This window comes from Raineya orbicola (assembly GCF_002843425.1).
Taxonomy (GTDB): domain Bacteria; phylum Bacteroidota; class Bacteroidia; order Cytophagales; family Thermonemataceae; genus Raineya; species Raineya orbicola.
In genome coordinates this window covers 1-19,422 of record NZ_NKXO01000023.1, presented here as the reverse complement: position 1 = coordinate 19,422, position 19,422 = coordinate 1, and the positions used below count along the sequence as shown (strand labels likewise).

12 protein-coding genes are annotated in these 19,422 nt (G+C 39.1%); 10 read left to right on the top strand and 2 right to left on the bottom strand.

Going from position 1 to position 19,422, the window contains the following annotated elements; translation table 11 throughout:
* Window positions 1-36 precede the first annotated feature (36 nt).
* The 10 genes from Rain11_RS08120 to Rain11_RS08075 all read left to right on the top strand — a co-directional run bounded on the left by Rain11_RS08120 (window position 37) and on the right by Rain11_RS08075 (window position 16,611).
* A complete protein-coding gene (locus Rain11_RS08120) occupies window positions 37-3,090 on the top strand; it encodes a T9SS type A sorting domain-containing protein (protein ID WP_101358856.1) in 3,054 nt (1,017 codons plus the stop codon).
* A 64-nt stretch (window positions 3,091-3,154) separates the two neighbouring features.
* Window positions 3,155-5,575, top strand: coding sequence for a phospholipase D-like domain-containing protein (locus tag Rain11_RS08115; RefSeq protein ID WP_101358855.1), 2,421 nt, complete (start codon window positions 3,155-3,157; stop codon window positions 5,573-5,575).
* 78 nt (window positions 5,576-5,653) lie between these two features.
* Window positions 5,654-6,079 (top strand): hypothetical protein, encoded by a 426-nt coding sequence (locus tag Rain11_RS08110; protein WP_133121543.1) that lies wholly within the window; start codon window positions 5,654-5,656, stop codon window positions 6,077-6,079.
* Window positions 6,080-6,211: 132 nt separating this feature from the next.
* On the top strand, window positions 6,212-6,649 hold the full coding sequence (locus Rain11_RS08105) for a hypothetical protein (RefSeq protein WP_101358853.1): 438 nt from the start codon (window positions 6,212-6,214) through the stop codon (window positions 6,647-6,649).
* A gap of 86 nt (window positions 6,650-6,735) precedes the next feature.
* A complete protein-coding gene (locus Rain11_RS08100; RefSeq protein ID WP_133121542.1) occupies window positions 6,736-10,299 on the top strand; it encodes an Ig-like domain-containing protein in 3,564 nt (1,187 codons plus the stop codon).
* A gap of 111 nt (window positions 10,300-10,410) precedes the next feature.
* On the top strand, window positions 10,411-11,340 hold the full coding sequence (locus Rain11_RS08095; protein WP_243390567.1) for a TerC family protein: 930 nt from the start codon (window positions 10,411-10,413) through the stop codon (window positions 11,338-11,340).
* On the top strand, window positions 11,337-12,980 hold the full coding sequence (locus Rain11_RS08090; protein ID WP_101358851.1) for a M1 family metallopeptidase: 1,644 nt from the start codon (window positions 11,337-11,339) through the stop codon (window positions 12,978-12,980). The genes Rain11_RS08095 and Rain11_RS08090 overlap by 4 nt, the downstream gene beginning before the upstream one ends.
* A gap of 59 nt (window positions 12,981-13,039) precedes the next feature.
* The gene (locus Rain11_RS08085) at window positions 13,040-13,747 is read left to right on the top strand and encodes an IS1 family transposase (protein WP_101358850.1); all 708 of its coding nucleotides are present in this window, start codon (window positions 13,040-13,042) and stop codon (window positions 13,745-13,747) included.
* A gap of 32 nt (window positions 13,748-13,779) precedes the next feature.
* On the top strand, window positions 13,780-15,975 hold the full coding sequence (locus tag Rain11_RS08080; RefSeq protein ID WP_101358849.1) for a protein-disulfide reductase DsbD family protein: 2,196 nt from the start codon (window positions 13,780-13,782) through the stop codon (window positions 15,973-15,975).
* A gap of 111 nt (window positions 15,976-16,086) precedes the next feature.
* Window positions 16,087-16,611, top strand: coding sequence for a ferritin (locus Rain11_RS08075; protein WP_101358848.1), 525 nt, complete (start codon window positions 16,087-16,089; stop codon window positions 16,609-16,611).
* Between the two features lie 32 nt (window positions 16,612-16,643).
* On the opposite strand, the gene Rain11_RS08070 is transcribed toward Rain11_RS08075, so the two are convergent.
* Window positions 16,644-17,924 (bottom strand): RsmB/NOP family class I SAM-dependent RNA methyltransferase, encoded by a 1,281-nt coding sequence (locus Rain11_RS08070; RefSeq protein WP_317042753.1) that lies wholly within the window; start codon window positions 17,922-17,924, stop codon window positions 16,644-16,646.
* Window positions 17,925-17,934: 10 nt separating this feature from the next.
* A complete protein-coding gene (locus Rain11_RS08065) occupies window positions 17,935-19,185 on the bottom strand; it encodes a hypothetical protein (protein WP_133121541.1) in 1,251 nt (416 codons plus the stop codon).
* Window positions 19,186-19,422 lie beyond the last annotated feature (237 nt).

The window sequence follows — 19,422 nt, the reverse complement described above, 5'->3', positions numbered from 1 at the left end:
TGCAGCGTTTTTGTTTGAACAATAAAACTGTATTTTATGAAACAAAATTTCTACACAAAAATATTCTACCTACTGCTTTTGTTTTGGGTTGTAGGAGAGCGTGCGATGGGGCAGATTTTTACTGAAGAATTTAACTATGGTGCTAGTAATGGGGCATTAACTACGGTTGGCTCTGCCAATTGGACAGAGCAAACAGCTGGTTCTCCAAATGTACAATACGATGCATCAGGTAGTTTAAGTTTTGGAAGTTACCCTACAAATGCTGGTAAAGCAACATTTAGCAACACAGGACAAGATATTTACAGGCAATTTACAGATGTTACTTCTGGCACTCTTTATGCAGGGTTTATTATGAAAATTACGGCGGTAAATACAACCGGTGATTATTTTGCACATTTTTCTAACAATGGCACTTTTTTTCATGCTCGTCTTTTTGCTAGAACCAAAACAGGCGGCTATGAACTCGGATTAGCCAAAGGAGGATCAGGGGGAACTACAGCTGTGTATAATGCAAGTAGTACTACGCTTACATTAGGGACAAACTACTTTGTGGTTCTCAAATACGATTTTGGAACTAACGCCACAGATGTTGCTGATGATGTTGCTTCTGTGTTCGTTTTTTCAAGTTCCGTACCACTTACAGAGCCGGGTACTCCCGAAGTTACAGCCACCGCTGGTACAGGAACTTTAACAGAGTTAAGAAGATTTGCCATTAGACAAGGTACTGCCGCCAATGCTCCCTCTGGGGAAGTTGATTACATTCGTGTAGGCACTACTTGGGCAGATGTAACCTCAGCGGCTGCCACACCCACCCTTACTGTTTCACCTGCTTCTTTATCGGGTTTTACTACTACCGTAGGTTCAGCATCTAGCTCACAAACTTACACTTTGAGCGGCTCGAGTCTAACGCCTGCATCGGGTAATATTACGGTTACAGCACCTGCCAATTTTGAAGTTTCTACGGATAATTCAACCTTTTCAGCAAGTTTGAATGTGGCTTACAATAGCGGCACCCTATCCGCTACTACTATTTATGTACGCATAGCGGCTTCTGCCCCTGCAGGACCTGTGAGCGGAAACGTAGCCAATGCAGGTGGAGGAGCTACTACCCAAAATGTGGCTGTAAGTGGCACGGTAAATCCTCTTACGCCCGCTCTAACGGTAACACCTGCTTCTCTTTCAGGTTTTTCTACAAGCTCAGGAACACCTTCTGGCTCACAAACTTACACTTTGAGCGGCTCGAGTCTAACGCCTGCATCAGGTAATATTACGGTTACAGCACCTGCCAATTTTGAAGTTTCTACGGATAATTCAACCTTTTCAGCAAGTTTGAATGTGGCTTACAATAGCGGCACCCTATCTGCTACTACTATTTATGTGCGTATAGCGGCTTCTGCCCCTGTGGGACCTGTGAGCGGAAATGTAGCCAATGCAGGCGGAGGAGCAACGACTCAAAATGTAGCAGTAAGCGGCACGGTTTCAGCACCTTTTACTCCTGTATATGAGCCTTTTGCAGGAACTGGTAACTTGAATGGGCAAAATGGTTGGAATGTTCATAATGGTACTCCTAATCAGGTGCAACGTATAGCGGGCAATTTGAATTATTCGGGTTTAGAAACTGCCACAGGGAATAAAATTCAAATGCTTTCCACCCAAAGTGAGGATTTGAACAAAGGTTTTACGTCTCTTACAAGTGGTGTAGTGTACTCATCATTTGTAATGCGTGTGAGTGATGTTTCCAAATTCCAGACGAATACCAACATAGGTACATACTTTTTACACTTTGCAGAAGAGGCAGGCACAACCTTTACAACCTTCAATTTTGTTGCCCGTGTACACATCCGTCAGGGTTCGGCGGCTAATACCTATCAGTTAGGTGTTTTGAGTAAAGGAGGAGGTACACCCACAGCAGCTAACATTTACGGCTCTTCACCCCAAGATTTAGCCATCAATACCAATTATTTTGTAGTAATAAAATACGACTTTGCTACGCAGAATTCATCTATATTCATAAACCCTGTACCGGGTTCTCCTGAGCCTACTCCAACTTTTATCTCCACCTTTGGAACATCTACCCCCACAGATATAGAAAGTATTTGCATTCGTAATTCAAACACTTCGGGAGTTGGAACAGGTGATATTGAAATAGATGAGCTTCGTGTAGGTATTACTTGGGCTCAGGTAACTCCTCCTAATACCAGCCCTGTTATCAATGTAAATCCTGCTTCTTTGAACCCATTTTCTACCAATACTAATACAGCTTCTGCGGTGCAGGATTACATTGTTTCGGCAAGCAATCTTACTTCAAACTTAGTAATTACTGCTCCTGCGGGTTTTGAAATTAAAAGAAGCACTGATGCCACTTATGCAAGTTCTGTAACGTTGGTGCCTACGAGTGGTAATGTTCCAAATACTACTATCAATGTACGTTTAGCGGCAAGCAATACAAACGCTAAAATCTTGATAGCCAACATTACCAATACATCAGGAACACTTACCGAAAACGTTGCAGTCAGAGGGGTTGTAAATGCCACACTTGCCAATTTCCCTGATACGCCCAAAGACCAACTTGCTACCCCTCAAACTTATACTTTCTCGGCAGTAGGACTTTCAGAAAACTTAGTAGTTACAAACAATGATAATCAAAACTATTCGCTTTCAAAAGACGGAACGAATTTTGTTTCAACACTCACTTTCACCCCTGCCGAAGTGAATAATAACAATGTAACCATTTCTGTTCGTTTTGAGCCTAAATCAGATGTAAATGGCTTAAAACCTGTTAATTTGCAACATTCCGCTAATGCACTTACGGCTATTGTAAGCACCGAAGGCAAACAGCTTGCTCCGCTTTCTATTGCCGATGAACTTGCGGCTCAAACGATTGTTTTTCCTAATCCTGCTAGTAAGTTTATACAAGTTCAAACGAGTGGAGCATATCAAATAACCTTGCAAGATGTTACAGGTAGAAAAGTTGGCGAGTTCATTAGTAATGAAACTATCAATGTAGAAAAATTGCCTAATGGCTTATATTTCTTGCAATTCAGCAATGAAAATGTAAGATTTGTAAAACGCTTAATCATTCAAAAATAATGAATTCTCTCAATTCCCCCTTTCAATGTGGGAGGGGGGCAAAGAGTAAAAAAACTCATTTCGTATGAAAAAAATTTATCTATTTCTCACGCTATTTATTGCAAACATTGCACTATCGCAAACTCTTGAGCCTATTGGAACGGCTCGCCTGAAAGCGAATGGCACTACCGTAACCGTTACAGGCATTGTAACCAACGATGCTTTGTTTGATAATCGCAACCGAACCCGATGCTTTCAAGATGCCACAGGAGGATTAAATATTTTTGCACAAGGCACTCCCTCGGCACCAGCTTTGCAGGCTCTTAAACCCGGTGATAGTATCGTTATTACGGGTGTTTTAGCAGAGTTCAATAACCTAAAACAACTTGTTGAGCCGCTCAATATTCAGGTGATAGCAAGTAATAAGCCCGTACCTGCTCCAATTGTGGTAAGTTTTGCAGATTTGCAGAACCCCGCTGTGGCAGAACCTTTGGAAAGTATGTTGGTGAAAATAGAAGATATGCTTATTGATACAGGCGATAGAATTTTTGGTAGCGGTTCTGCAGGTAGAAGTTACGATATTGATGAACCGAATAACAGAGTAGCAGGAAATTGTTTTCCTGTTTCAGCAGATTGTAACGCAGGACCTGTAATGCGTATCAACCCTGGCAATAGCTTGGTGGGTGTGGAAGTTCCTCGTGGTTTGGTAAGTATTACAGGAAATTTAGGACAATTTGCCTCCGCTTACCAAATTGTAGTGCGAGGCATCAAAGATTTTGAAGTAGGTTTAGCTTTGGAAAAAGTTGAGCAAACAAACATTCAAACTACTTCTTTTGAACTCAAATTTTCAACCAATCAAAGTGCCAAATCGCGAGTGCGTTGGGGAAATATTTTCCTTGTGGGTGTAAATACTTCTGACCCTACTAACTATATTGCCGATTATGACACTACTTTTGTAGGAGAAATTGTAGATAACAATTTCAAACTTGACCACATAGCACGCCTTACGGGTCTGAATGTTGCTACCCCTTACTTTGTGGAAATATTTTGTGAAAATGCTAATGGTAAAAAAGTAACCTTTACCGATGTTTATACTACTGCTTCGGAATCCACAGGAGAAATAAAAGTATTTTTCAATAAGCCTGTTGATGCTTCACTTTCTCGTAATGGTGCAGTAGCTACGGTAGTGAATAATATTGATGAAATTTTTGCAAGCTACATTGATAGAGCCACCACCTCTGTTGATGTGTGTATTTACAATGCCAATATTGCGGGTTCTGCTAAAATTGCTACTGCTCTGCAAAATGCAAGAGCAAGAGGGGTACAGGTGCGTTATATTTTTGGTGGGGAATTAGCTAATTTAGCCCACCCACTACTTAATAATATCCCTCGTATGAGAGATAGAAACGCAAGCGGTCCTGCGGCTTTACAACGCACAGGTACAGGTAATCATAATAAATTTATTGTAATAGACCCCAACAGCCGCTTAAACTCTTATGTAATTACAGGTTCGGGGAATTTTACCAATAACGGACTTTTTGATGACCCAAATAATTTCTTAATCATTCAAGACCAAGCCCTGGCTCGGGCTTACAGAGCAGAATTTGACGAAATGTGGGGCGAAGGTCCTGTAAATCCGAATAGTACGCAGGCTTCGCCAAGCCATTCTGATTTTGATAGACAGGCTCGTTCTCGCTTTGGTGGGCAGAAAATCAAAAATACACCTTCTAAGTTTATTATTGGAGATAGATTGGTAGAACTATATTTTTCACCTACCGATGGTCCTACCAATGCTATTCGGAATGCCATTTATAGCACGGATAACGATTTGCGTTTCGGATTGCTTATTCTTACAGCCGACGAATTGCGAGTACCCATTGATTCTATGCAAAATGTAGGTTGGGACGTAAAAGGCTTGATTGAAGATGAAAATGCCGTAGCCGATAATGTAGTTTCGGGAAGTGATTTTATTTGGCTTCGTGATAGAGGAGTGAATGTGCAGACTTACCCAAGTGGAGTTACACGTCAATTTCATCACAAGTACGCTGTAATTGATGCAGTACGCACCACCTCCGACCCAATGGTGGTTACAGGTTCTTTCAATTGGACAAGTTCCGCTGAAAATAATAACGACGAAAACCTGCTCATCATTCACGATGCCAAAATTGCTAATATGTTCCGACAAGAATTCGGAGAGCGTTGGTTTGAGGCTACCAATTTCCGTGATGCTTATTTGCTTGCTCTTGATGAACCCAACGATATTAGTGGAGCAGTAGTTTATCCAAACCCTTCGCAGGGCAAATTTACCATTCGCTTGAGTGATAATCTCTATACTTCCGCACAGATGCGTATTGTAGATTTGCAAGGGAAAATAGTAGATGAGCAAACGCTTACTATCAACGGTAGAAACTTGCAAGTAAATACTCGTTTATCAAAAGGAATGTATATTTTGCAACTTAATTTTGAAGGAAAAACTTTCACAAGAAAATTAGTTATCACTGAATAAAACCTAAAACCTGTGAGTTTTATGACAAACTTACAGGTTTTCAAAAATAAAAAATTGATTTTCAAAATTTTAAGGCTTATGAGAAAAAATATTTTGCTGATTTTACCTTTTTTGGGATTACTTTTTGCTTGTAAGAAGTATGAATTTGTAGAACCTGTAAGTTTGCGAGAAACTATCCAAAAACTTTGGATAATGCAAAAGGTAGAGGTTACGGAAAATGGCTTGCCCGCTGATGATGTAGCTAAATATAATGGTTTTACCATTAAGTTTGAAGCTGAAAAGTACTACGTTAGTAATGGTTATGAAGCGTTTCCATTACCCGAAGGACGTTGGGGTTTTGATGATGCCGCTTTTTCTATCATTGATTTTGATGGACAAGTAAAGGCTACCGTAACAAAATTAGATGCAAGTAGCTTACATTTTACTTTTACCCGCAAAGGTAGAACCATCAATGGCAGAATACCTGATAGAACTTTTAAGTTTGAACTTGTTGCATTCAGGTAATACCAAGTACCTTCCAAGAAATAAATGACGGGTTTTGCAAAAAAAATCAAAATTTTTTTTGGTAGTTTTCAAAAAAATCGCTTATATTGCACTAATAATTTGTTCAAGTAAAACCTTAAAACTGGTAATTTTATGAAAAGCACGAAAATTCTACTCTTTGTAGCTCTTTTGGGAATAGTTTTCTCTGCAGGAAAATGTAAGAAGAAAGATAAGGGGACCTCTACTCCTAGCCTAAAAGGAAATTGGAAAATCGTTTCTGTTACCAACTCTGCGGGTGCTACTCCTGCGAGCCTTGCCGATATGGTAAATGGTACAGCTATGTTTGGTGATAGTAACTATGAGTTCAAAAATAACACAGGAGCAAATGCTGAAACGGGTACTTATGTATATGACGCTAGTGCTAATACCTTAACAGCTACACCATCAGGAACTTCTAAATTCACCAACAGCAATGCTCCTTATACTTTTGAAACCTCGCTTGCATCTCCCAACTTGGAGTTGCGTGTGAATATAGCCGCAGCAGGCAAACCTGCAAATATCATTACCGTGAAACTCCAAAAACAAGAATAATTTATTTCAATGAATGTAAGTGAGAAGGCAGAACCTAAGTTCTGCCTTTTTGTCTATTGGATAGCTTGTAAAAGGCAAGGACACCTATGAAAAAACGGCATCTACTTATTGTATTATTTCTATGGCTTCTTTTTGATTATTCTACTGCTCAATTTGGTAAATTAGGCTCTCAAACTATTAGCATTCCAAGTATCGTACTTAATCAGTATGCAGTTTTACAAACCAATGCATCCGTAGGAAATACACAAATTACGGTTACCAACGTAGCTGACCTCAACAACCCTCAGCCTTTGGAAAGAGGAGATTTGCTTCTTATTATTCAAATGCAAGGAGCAAGCATTGACAATTCAAATTCTATCAACTACGGCAATATTACTGCCTACAACGGAGCAGGTAATTACGAATTTGTATATGTTACGCAAGTGGTAGGCAATGTAATAAGTCTTTCTTGTCCTTTAAGATATAATTACACTACTGCGGGTAGAACACAAGTTGTTAGAGTACCTCAATATCAGAACCTTACAATTTCAGCGGGAAGTACCGTTACTGCTCCTGCTTGGAATGGTACAAGAGGAGGAATTGTGGCTATTTATGCTCAAAATCTGCAACATAACGGCATAATCAATGTTTCGGCTTTGGGGTTCAGAGGAGGTGCGTTAGAGAATAGCACCGCAAACAATCAAACGATTTATTTTTCCCCCAATGCCACTGCGGGGGCAGAAAAAGGAGAGAGTATAGCTGGTTATCAGACTGAATATACTGCCTTGGGAGGACGATTTGGCAGAGGAGCACCTGCCAATGGTGGGGGCGGCGGTAATGGAAACAACGGAGGAGGGGGCGGTGGTGCCAATGGTGGAGTTCCTGCTAATTGGTTCCGTGGAGCGGGGGTAATGTGTAGTGCTTGTACGGGCAGTGCCGCTTGGAGTTTAGACCCCGATTATATTGCTAATGGCAATGCACTTACCAACTCGTCAGGCGGAGGGAGAGGCGGTTATACAACTTCTACCTCTAATCAGAATGCTTTAACACTGGCACCGGGCAGTGCCGCTTGGGCAAGTGATAACCGCCGACCTCACGGAGGATTGGGAGGAAGACCACTTACTATTAACCCCGAAAACCGAGTATTCTTGGGAGGCGGTGGCGGTGCAGGCGACCAAAATAACAATGCAGGCGGTAGAGGTGGCAATGGCGGTGGAATAATTTTTATTATTGCCAACCAAATTACAGGAAACGGACAAATCCTCGCTAATGGTGAAAATGGTGCAAACACTACGGCTACTCACGCTGATGGTGCAGGTGGCGGTGGCGGCGGCGGAACGGTAGTTATTAAAGCTACCAACGTGAGTAACCTTACTATTCAAGCAAGGGGAGGAAATGGAGGCAATCAACTGATTACAACCAACCAAGCCCAAGGACCCGGTGGGGGGGGCGGAGGCGGTGTAATAGCTGTTTTAGCTACTTCTGACCTTTCAGTGAAAAATGTTTCGGGAGGGGTGAATGGTACAACTACCTCTGCCGCATTGACCGAATTTCCTGCCAATGGTGCAACATCAGGCAATACAGGTAGTCTTTTTTCAGCTACACCTGTTTTCATTCTTGCTTGCAACTTACCTCCCTCGCTTCAAAATGATAATTTTACCACAGCAGAAGATATGCCTTTGAGCGGCTCTGTTGTAGGAAATGATAGCGATCTAGAAAGTCTTACCCTTACTTATCAGGCAGGCACTTTTTCCACTTCGCAAGGAGGGACGATTGTAATAAATACAAATGGAACTTTTACTTACACTCCCCCCTTAAACTTTAATGGTACAGACACTTACACCTACACAGCTTGCGATAATGGACAACCCACTAACCAGTGTGCTACGGCAGTAATCACCATTCAAGTTTTACCTGTTAATGATGCCCCTATTGCTCAAAATGATAGTTTTACGACAAATGAAGATAGCATTTTAAGTGGCAATGTTAGTTTGAATGATAACGACGGCGACCCCGAAACTACACAGACCTTGACCTACACATTAGTAAGCGGAGGTACGGCAACAGCAAATGGTACATTGGTTTTGAATACCAATGGTACATTCACTTACACACCAAATTTGAATTTCAATGGTGTGGTAAGTTTTACTTATCAGGTTTGTGATAATGGTAGCCCTGTGCTTTGTGCAACGGCAACGGCAACGATAACAATAAATCCTGTGAATGATACTCCTACGGCGGTAAATGATAGCTTTACAACAAACGAGGACAATGTTTTAAGTGGTGATGTCAGTTTGAATGATAACGACGGCGACCCTGAAACTACACAGACCTTGACCTACACATTAGTAAGTGGAGGCACGGCATCGGCAAATGGTACGTTGGTATTGAATGCCGATGGTACATTCACTTACACACCAAATTTGAATTTCAATGGCGTGGTAAGTTTTACTTATCAGGTTTGTGATAATGGTAGTCCTGTGCTTTGTACAACAGCAACGGCAACGATTACAATAAATCCCGTGAATGATGCTCCTGTGGCGGTAAATGATAGTTTTACAACCCCCGCTAATACTTTATTAAGCGGGAATGTTGCCCTGAACGATAGCGATGAGGATAATACTTCTGCAGAATTAACTTTCTCTCTTGTTAATCCTTCTTCGGCGGGGGCTAACGGAACGCTTGTTTTTAATCCAAATGGTTCATTTACTTATCAGCCTAATCCTAATTTTACAGGAATAGTTACTTTTGTGTATCAGGTTTGTGATACTCATAATGCTTGCTCGCAGGCTTTGGTAACTATCAATGTACAAAGTCAGCCTCCTGTGGCGAGTGCTGATAGTTTTATGATGGACGAGGACAATTCTTTACAGGGAAATATTCTTACCAATGATTCAGACCCTGATAGTCCCCTTAACGAACTTTCTTGCAGTCTTTTAAGTGGTGGTACGGCTGTACAAAATGGTAAGCTCACTTTGCTTCCCAACGGAAATTTTACATACATTCCTAATGCAAATTTCAATGGTGTAGTACAATTTACTTACAAGGTTTGTGATTTACAAAACAATTGCTCACAAGCTAACGTAAGCATTACGATTCGTCCTATCAATGACGCTCCTGTGGCTCAAAACGATGAATTTACGACTACTCAAAGCCAACCTTTTTCAGGAACTTTGGTAAGCAATGACTCTGATATTGACGGCGACCAGTTGACCTATCAGTCAGGTACTTTTACTACTGCCTCACAAGGAACTATTAAAATAGAACCCAATGGAACTTTCACATATACGCCTGCTTATGCTTTTGCAGGCACAGATTGCTTTGAATATACTCTTTGCGATATGCAAAATGCTTGTAGTAAAGCAAATGTTTGTATCGTAGTAAATGGTAGCGATAGAATTTTTATTCCTGAAGCATTTTCTCCGAATGGAGATGGTTTGTATGATAGTTTCAAAATTGAAGGTATTGAGGGAAAAAAGGTGAGTGTTAAAATTTACAACCGATGGGGAAATTTAGTGTATCAGAATGAAAATTACCGCAACGATTGGAACGGTACTGCTAACATAGGTCTGCACGCAGGCGAAAACCTACCCGATGGAACTTATTTTTACGTCATTGACTTCAACGATGGTTCAAAATCAGTAAGCAACTATTTGGTTATCAAGCGATAAAGTTTTGAATTATCAGAACTTCTCCTTTGAAAATTCTTACAGGAATTTTTTAGAAAAAAGGCTGAAAAAGAAAAATCCCCTTACTAAAAAATAAAGAACAAAAGCAGAGTTTTGACAAATTTTTTTACTTTTGCCAATGTAACCATTCTGTTTATGAACGAAGTTATTAGCCATTTACTCACTACCGAGTCGCTCATTGCGATTATCTCCCTTACGCTTATGGAAGTAGTGCTTGGGATTGATAATATCATTTTTATTTCTGTGATTGCTAATAAGTTAGAAAAATCTCAACGCAAAAAAACTACTAACATTGGCTTAATCATTGCGATTCTCCCTCGTGTTCTTTTACTTTTTTTACTTTCATTTATAATCGGACTAACCAAGCCTCTTTTTCATTGGCAACTCCCCGTCATTGATTACGACTTTCACCCCAGTGGCAGAGATTTAATTCTTTTAGCAGGAGGACTTTTCCTGATTTACAAGGCTACTGCCGAAATTCACCACAAGTTGCAAGGACACGAAGAGGTTATCAAAGCAGATGGCAAAGGGACTTCTCCTGTTGGGGTAATTGTGCAAATAGCTCTTTTGAATATCGTCTTTTCTTTTGATTCTATTCTGACAGCTATCGGTATGGTTGATGCCTCTAAACCTGAAAATTTGTGGATAATGATTATTGCTGTGGTACTTTCAATGATGGTAATGATATTTTTTGCCAATCCTGTCAATGATTTTGTAAGCCGAAACCCCACTGTAAAAATGCTTGCTTTGGCGTTTTTGGTGATGATTGGAACGGTACTAATTATGGAGGGATTAGAAAAAGAAGTTTCAAAAGGCTATGTTTATTTTGCTATGTTTTTCGCTTTATTTGTAGAAATGCTTAATATGCGAATGGTCAGAAAAGCTCAAGCTGTTCGCTTACGTATGCGATACGTGAAAGATATTGAAGATGATAGTGCCGCCGAAGCAAGACTAATAGATACAGAAATGACACGCAAGCACCTTCAAGTAAAACACCTCAAAGGGAAACCCAAACAAGAATGAATAAATTTTGGCTTTTTGTATTTTTTACTTTTCCTTTGGGTATAAAAGCCCAATTCACTCGCAAAGATAGTCTTTTGGGATATTTATACCCCGCAAGAGCTTGTTATGATGTAAAATATTATGATTTGCAATTACGAATAAATCCCGAGAAAAAGTTTATTTCAGGGCAAAATACAATTATTTACACGCTCACCCAAGATGCCCAAGAAATACAAATAGATTTAGCCCCTGAACTACAAATCAAAAAAATTTTATGGGGTAAAAAATCTGTGCCTTTCAAAAGAGAAGAAAGAGCTGTTCGGGTGCGTTTCTCCAAAAGGCAAAGAAAAGGTAGTACAGAAAAAGTTACAATTATCTATGAAGGAACGCCACAAGAAGCTAAAAAAGCCCCTTGGGACGGCGGTTTTGTGTGGCAAAAAGATAAGCAGAGCAATCCTTGGATTGGCGTAGCTTGTCAGAATGTAGGGGCAAGTGTTTGGTTTCCAAACAAAGACCACTGGTCGGATAAACCTGATAGTGTAAAACTCACTTATGAAGTTCCGTCGGGATTGGTAGCGGTAGCAAATGGAAATTTAATCAAAACCGAAACCCTTTCAGATGGCTACGCAAGGTATGTATGGAAAGTAAGCTACCCAATAAATAATTACAACATCACGCTGAATGTTGCCAAATATTCTCATTTCACAGACACTTACACTGCTCAAGATGGCTCAAAACTTGCACTGGATTATTACGTTTTACCCGAAAATGTAGAAAAAGCCCAAAAGCAGTTTGAGCAGGTAAAACCGATGCTTGCCTGTTATGAGAAACTTTTTGATAAATATCCTTTCTGGAATGACGGCTTTGCCCTTGTAGAAACGCCTTATTTAGGAATGGAGCATCAAGGGGCGATTGCTTATGGAAACAAATACTTACAAGGGTATTTAGGGGGCGACCTTACCAGCACGGGTATAGGCAAACTTTTTGATTTCATCATTATTCACGAAACAGGACACGAATACTGGGGTAATAGCGTTTCTGCTGATGAACGTGCCGAAATGTGGATACACGAAGCCTTTTGCACCTACACCGAGGCTCTTTACGTTGAATGTATGTGGGGCAAAGCCAAAGCCTTTGAATACGCTAACGGCTGGAAAAAAATTATTCAAAATGATGTGCCTATTGTACCTCCTCGCCACGTAAATCAGGAAGGCAGTAGCGATATGTATTTCAAAGGGGCTTTAATGATACACACTTTGCGTAATATCATCAACAGCGATGATAAATGGTTTGCTTATTTGAAAGAGTTTTATCAAACTTTCAAAGGGAAAAACACAAATACAGATGAAGTCGTTGCTTTTTGGAACAAAAAAACAGGTTTAGAATTGCGACCTTTTTTTACACAATACCTTAAATTTTTGCAGATACCCACTTTTGAGTATAAAATAGAGGGCGGAAAATTTCAATATCGTTTCAAAGCTGATGTAAAGGATTTTCGTATGCCTATTGTAGTAAAATTTGGTTCTACAGAAATGATACTCAACGCCTCAACGGAGTGGGAAACCATTATTTTTGATGCCCGAGGCGGAAATAATTCGCTCCTTAACGAACCTTTTTCCGTTAGAACGGATTTATTCTTTGTGAATGTAGAAAGAAAATAGGTTGTGGTAAAGATTGTATGATATTTTAGTAAAAGACAAAGAGGGCGTATTTTTGTAATATGTCTAAAGTATTAACAAAAGTAAACTGCCCTCATTGTCAAGGTGCAAAGGTAGTGAAAAATGGTCGTAAAAAAGATGGAACACAAAATTTTTTGTGTAAATCTTGTGGTAAGCAGTTTCAACAGGCTTATCGGTACAAAGGAGCAGACCCTAAAATTAAACATCTGATAGTGAGTATGTTGCTAAGAAATAGCGGCATACGAGATATTGCTATGGTCTTACAAGTCAGTCGTGTTTGTGTGTTAAATCAGCTACTTAAACAGTCTGAAAAGTGTGTGATAACTCCCAAGCAAAAGCACTACAAAAGTGTTCAAATTGACGAATTTTGGTCTTATGTTCAGCATAAGAAAAAGCACAAGCGATGGCTTTTCTATGCCTATGCTCCTGAAACGAATGAAGTCTTAGGCTATGTGATAGGCAATCGCAGTGCTAAAACAATTAAAAAACTACTTCAAATGCTTAAAGATATTGAAATTGAGCAGTATTGTACCGACAATTGGGCTGCTTTTGCAGAGGTATTAGCAGGGCAAAACCATCAAGTTGGCAAACATCTGACGCGGCATATTGAGGGAGTGAATAATGCTTTACGAGCCAGAAATAGACGTTTGGTACGAAAAACTACTTGCTTTTCTAAAAAAGACAAGTATCACGAAGCAGCTATCAAAATTATGTTTCAACAATGGAATTATGACTATCATACATTCTAAACCACAACCAGAAAATAAATCTTTACGAAGCTATGAAATTACGTTTTTTTCTTGCTTTTCTTGGTCTATTTGCAAACATACAGCTTTTTGCACAAGGGAATTGTGCTACTTGGCAAGTGGAAGCCTCACCCAAAGAAGCCAAAATTGGTGATGTAGTTACGATTAGTTTTTTTGTAACTCCCAAACCTGACTGGTACGTCTATTCCTCTGATTTTGAGGAAGGCGGTCCGCAAGTAACGAAATTCAAATTTGAGCCAAACTCCTCGTATGCTTTGGTAGGAAATTTAGAAGCAATCAATTCAGAGAAAAAATACGACAACGTTTTTGAAATGGAAGTTCGTTTTTTCAAAAAGAAAGGCGAATTTCGGCAAAAAGTCAAAATTCTCAAAAAAGACTTCAAACTCGCAGGCACTATTGAATATCAAACTTGCTCCGACAAAACAGGTCAGTGCATTCCTTGCGAATATGATTTCAATTTCAGTAATCTGACCATTAAAGCCGAAAACACACCTGAAAAAAAAAATGACAAAGACACCCAAGTTCAAAACAACAAGATAAATCAAGAAAACCTTTCAAAAAATCAACCGCTTACCGATAGCACAGAAAAAAATATTGTTCAAACCTCAAGTACTGAAAATCAGGCGAGCAAGAGCAACCTAAAAACAGAAAACACTACTTCAACCTATAAAAAAACACAAAAACAAGACACAGGAAGTATATGGTTATTTGCTCTGGGGGCATTTTTGGCAGGTTTTTTGGCTTTGCTCACGCCTTGCGTGTATCCGATGATACCAATGACGGTATCAATCTTTATGAAAGGAGATAAACCTATCAATCTGCAAGCCGACTTTGCCGAGCAACAAGCCCAAATGAAAGCAAACCGCCGAAAAGGAATTATCAAAGCCTTGATTTATGGATTTTCTATCATTATCATTTATGGGATATTGGGGCTTCTTACGTCATTAGCTTTCGGAATTGAGTTTAATAACGATTTCAGCACGCATTGGATACCGAATCTGATATTTTTTGCAATTTTTATCATTTTCGGAATGTCTTTTCTTGGAATGTTTGAAATTATACTTCCCAGCAGTTTTGTAAATAAAATTGACCGCAAAGCTGATGGCGGTGGGTATGGAGCGGTATTTTTTATGGCTTTTACGCTGGTTTTGGTGTCTTTTTCTTGTACTGCTCCTATTGCGGGAAGCATTATTTTACTTTCTGTGCAAGGCGAAGTGATAAAGCCTTTGGTGGGAATGGTAGCGTATTCGCTTGCTTTTGCAATTCCTTTTACTTTTTTTGCACTATTTCCTACGGCAATGAAAAGTTTGCCTAAATCGGGGGGCTGGCTGAATACGGTGAAAGTATTTTTAGGTTTTTTGGAACTTGCTTTGGCATTTAAGTTTTTAAGTACTGCCGATTTGGCTCATCATTGGGGTATCTTGAACCGAGATGTATTTTTAGCGATTTGGATAGCTATTTTTGGGGCATTAGCTTTGTATTTGTTTGGCTTTATTCAGTTGCCTCACGATAGCAAAATAGAACGGCTTTCTGTGCCACGCACTTTGGTAGCGATTTTAGCTTCTGCTTTTACGATTTATATGCTACCCGGTTTGTGGGGGGCAAATTTGAAACTTTTGAGCGGTATTATTCCCCCTGAAACTACTCAAGATTTTAGTTTAGATACGCAAATTGAAAAGATTTCTTACAATACAGATGCTTCTGCGACTGATGATTTCCCAAAATCAGTGAAGTATGGCGATTTTTTGCATCTACCTTATGGCTTGAAAGGTTTTTTTGACTATAAAGAAGGTATGGCTTATGCTAAAAAAGTGAATAAACCTGTTTTTTTAGACTTTACAGGACACGGCTGTGCTAATTGCCGTAAAATGGAAGAATATGTATGGGTAAAGCCTGAAATTCTTTCTATGCTCAAAAACGACTATGTGATTATTTCTCTTTATACTGATGATAAAACGGAACTACCTGAAAGTGAGTGGATAATTTCCAAAGTTGATGGCAAAGTAAAAAAAACGATTGGAAAAATCAACTTGCATTTTGAAGCAGAGCGTTTTGATAATATTGCTCAGCCTTATTATTGTCTTTTGGATACGGAAGGTAATTTGCTTGTTAACCCACCCAAAGGCTATGAACCTGACGTGAAAGAATTTGAAAAGTATTTGAAAACTGGTTTAGAGGTATTTAAGAGCAAGAAAAAAGCCTCTTTGTAAATTTAGACTTGCTATAAATTAGCCTTTTTGGGAGATTTTTGGAAACTAAAACACTTGCAAACTTGTATTATTGCAAAAGAAAAACATAAACTTCGTAAAAACCTAAGCTGTATGAAAGATGTAATGCGTTTGAAATCTTCTTTGAAGGAAGATATAGAAAAAGCCCTCAATGCCCAAATTGCAATGGAAGCCTTTAATTCGGCTCACTATTTGGCAATGGGTTCTTGGTGCGATAGAAACGGCTACGATAATAGTGCAGAATATTTCTACAAGCAAGCTGAAGAGGAGCGTGAGCATATGCTCAAAATATTTCGTTATGTAGCCGATATGGGTGGCACAGCTATTTCGCCTGATGTAAAAAACGTTCCCAATGATTTTGATTCTTTCAGAAGTGTTTTTGAAAAAGCATTGGAATCGGAGGTGGAAACAAGCCTTGCTATCAATCGTTTGATTGATATATGCCGTAAAAATCACGATTATATGACAGAGAAGTTTTTGCATTGGTTCTTGCAAGAGCAAATTGAAGAAGAGTTCAAGGCTCGCCGTGCATTAGAACTCTTTGACGTAATCGGTGAAGAGGGCGTTGGTAGATTTATGATTGATGAAGAGGTTACCAAAATTAAGTATGAGGGCTAAAATACAAAAGGGCAAAGTTTAACTTGCCCTTTTTAATTTGTTTTTTCTAATAAAGCCATAAAAAAGCCGTCAAATCCATACTCAGAAGGGAAAAGATGTTTGCTTTCAAGAAGCCGAAAATTTTTGTTTTGCAGTAGAAAATTATTCACCTGATTTTCATTTTCCGAAGGTAAGATACTGCACGTAGCATACACCAAAAAGCCTCCTTTTTTGAGCATTTGTGAGTATTGCTGTAAAATCTGACTTTGTTTTTCTCGTACTTCTATCAAAAACTTTTCTGATAGTTTCCATTTGGCATCGGGATTGCGACGAAGCACCCCTAAACCACTGCAAGGCACATCTAAAAGTAGTTTATCTGCTGAATTGGCTAATCTTTTGATGGTTTTGGAACTTTCAATGAGACGAGTTTCGATTATATCTATTCCATTTCTTTTGGCTCGTTTTTTGAGTTCGGCAAGTTTCCACGATTCTGTATCCATTGCGATAATTCTGCCCTTGTTATGCATCATACTTGCCAAATGCAAGGTTTTCCCACCCGCACCTGCACAAGCATCTACAACACGTTCGCCTGCTTTCACTCGCAAAAAACGCCCAATTTCTTGCGAACCTACATCTTGCACTTCAAAATACCCTTCTTTGAATAAAGGATTTTGAAAGATATTTTGTCTTGTAGCTAAAATAAGAGCATCGGGGCTATGTGGCGTAAGTTTTGTTTCAATTTTTTGCTCTTGCAAAAGCTTTTGAAGCTCTTGAACAGAGATTTTGAGCGTATTAGCTCGCAAAACTACTTCGGCAGGCTTATTAAGGGCTTCTAACTCTCTTTCCCAAGCACCTTTTCCAAGTTCTTGCTCTCCGAGCTTATCTAGCCAATCAGGAATGGAATGCTGAATGGCTCTTTCACGAATATTTGAGGCTTTTTGCTCAATTTCTTTCAAAAACAGATTTTGCCACTCTTGCCAAGGAGGAAGGCTTTTATGTTGTAAAAGTAAATGCACCCCTAAAACTCGCCAAAAAACTCTATTTTCATAGTTAGAGCCATTTTCGTAATAAGTCTCATTTGCCAAAAATAAAAGTTTCCGCCACCAGCGTACAATTTCGTAGGTGCTTTCAGCGATAAATGCCCTATCTCTTGCTCCCCATTTTGAGTTGCTTTTGAGCAATTTCTCTAAAACTTTATCGGCGTATTGTTTTTGGTTGAAAATGGCTTCTAGTGCTCTAATGATTGCCTCACATAAATTACGATGAAGTTTCATATCAGGAAAAGGTTGGGGCGGGCTTCGCCAAAGGCGAAGCCCGCCCCACAAAAATATCAAAGAAAAACCATTATTTTTTCTTTGTAGGTGGATATTTTTTCAAATGTTCTTCTGCCGTAGGTTGGATATACTTGGGCGGATTATTGTTGCGACGAGCAACGATAAGACTTGCCCCATCGGTTTTCCAATGATAGCCATAGCGAAAATCAATTTTTTTCACTTTACTACTATCTTTGAAAGCATCGCGTAGGTCAGGTTGATGAGTATAGCTACCGAAATCGGCAACAGGACGCGAGTATTTGCCATAAAGTTGTATATCCCAATTGCCTGCGGCTACAAAATCGCGATAAGGTACACCTGTATCATCTTGGAAAATAACGCTTGTATCTTCCAAAAGAATTTTCTTAACTATCTGAAAATTAGGGTTGAAAAGAACATAAGAGGCTGATTTCAAATAGCCCACTTTATTGGGGAAACTGCGAATGAATTTATCAAATTGAGGCTTTTTCACAAGAGCAAAATCACTCACATCACCCCAAAAATAGTAAATTTTTTGAGTATTTTTGCGATTTTTATTTTTGACCTCAAAAAACAATCCAAAATAAGTAGTATCTGCTTTGGAAGTGTAAATATCCTTGAAAATAGGTTTAGCATCTTTGTCTATACCTACCCGTTGGATATTTACAATTTCGTTGCCTGTACGAGCCAAAAATACACACATTAGCGGAGCAACTCCATTAGCACGGCGGTACAAATCCGAACCCATATAGCTGGTAATGAAGTAATTACGAGCAAAAATATCTTCCAAAGCATTGCGGACATCAGCAAAATAGGCATTGGTGAATTTATCATCTTTGGCGTATAAGTCTTTTTCCAAGAGCCCGGGCATTTCCAAGCCAAACATTATGAAATTATCGGCATTAGGAAAAAGATTATAGGCATTGAGAATGTCAGGACCGCTGAACGGATAAAATACCGTAACGCCTTCTTTGTTCATATCGGCAAGTTCTTTATCTCGCCAAGGGCGAATTTTGCTCAAATATTTGCTTTCTAAATTTTCCCAACCTTTGTTGAACGCTTCCTGATGTTTTTTGAAAATATCACTATTGATAATTTTTCCATACTTTGTAGTGTCTTGGGGTACAAGAGCCGCCAGAATTTCGGCTTGGCTGGTAGCAAGTCTATCTATTTGAACAGGTTTTTCTTCTATTTTCTGAACTTTGCTACTATCGGCTTTCTGTTTTGTTTCCTTATCTTTTTCTTTACAAGAAAAAACAAAGAGAGTAGTTGTACAAATGGCAAGCAAACCTAAATACCGCATATCTTTTTCTGATTTTTGAAAAACTTTGCGAAAGTAAAGTTTTTTTGAATATCTTATGCTCAAAAGCCCAAAAAAATCTTTTATTTTTGCAAAATTACACTTGTTAAATAACGTGAGTTAAGCGGCAATATCTTGAAAAAGTTCAAAATTTGTAAGTAGATTTTTTTCTTGAAAATCTCTAATAGTGGGCTTTTTATCTAGGAATTTGTAGGCAATAATTCCAGACCACAAATTGAC

Coding starts and splice junctions, on each gene's coding strand:
- Rain11_RS08100 (WP_133121542.1), top strand. CDS start 6,736: ATGAAAAAACGGCATCTACTTATTGTATTATTTCTATGGCTTCTTTTT.
- Rain11_RS08080 (WP_101358849.1), top strand. CDS start 13,780: ATGAAATTACGTTTTTTTCTTGCTTTTCTTGGTCTATTTGCAAACATA.
- Rain11_RS08075 (WP_101358848.1), top strand. CDS start 16,087: ATGAAAGATGTAATGCGTTTGAAATCTTCTTTGAAGGAAGATATAGAA.
- Rain11_RS08065 (WP_133121541.1), bottom strand. CDS start 19,185: ATGCGGTATTTAGGTTTGCTTGCCATTTGTACAACTACTCTCTTTGTT.
- Rain11_RS08110 (WP_133121543.1), top strand. CDS start 5,654: ATGAGAAAAAATATTTTGCTGATTTTACCTTTTTTGGGATTACTTTTT.
- Rain11_RS08090 (WP_101358851.1), top strand. CDS start 11,337: ATGAATAAATTTTGGCTTTTTGTATTTTTTACTTTTCCTTTGGGTATA.
- Rain11_RS08085 (WP_101358850.1), top strand. CDS start 13,040: ATGTCTAAAGTATTAACAAAAGTAAACTGCCCTCATTGTCAAGGTGCA.
- Rain11_RS08120 (WP_101358856.1), top strand. CDS start 37: ATGAAACAAAATTTCTACACAAAAATATTCTACCTACTGCTTTTGTTT.
- Rain11_RS08105 (WP_101358853.1), top strand. CDS start 6,212: ATGAAAAGCACGAAAATTCTACTCTTTGTAGCTCTTTTGGGAATAGTT.
- Rain11_RS08115 (WP_101358855.1), top strand. CDS start 3,155: ATGAAAAAAATTTATCTATTTCTCACGCTATTTATTGCAAACATTGCA.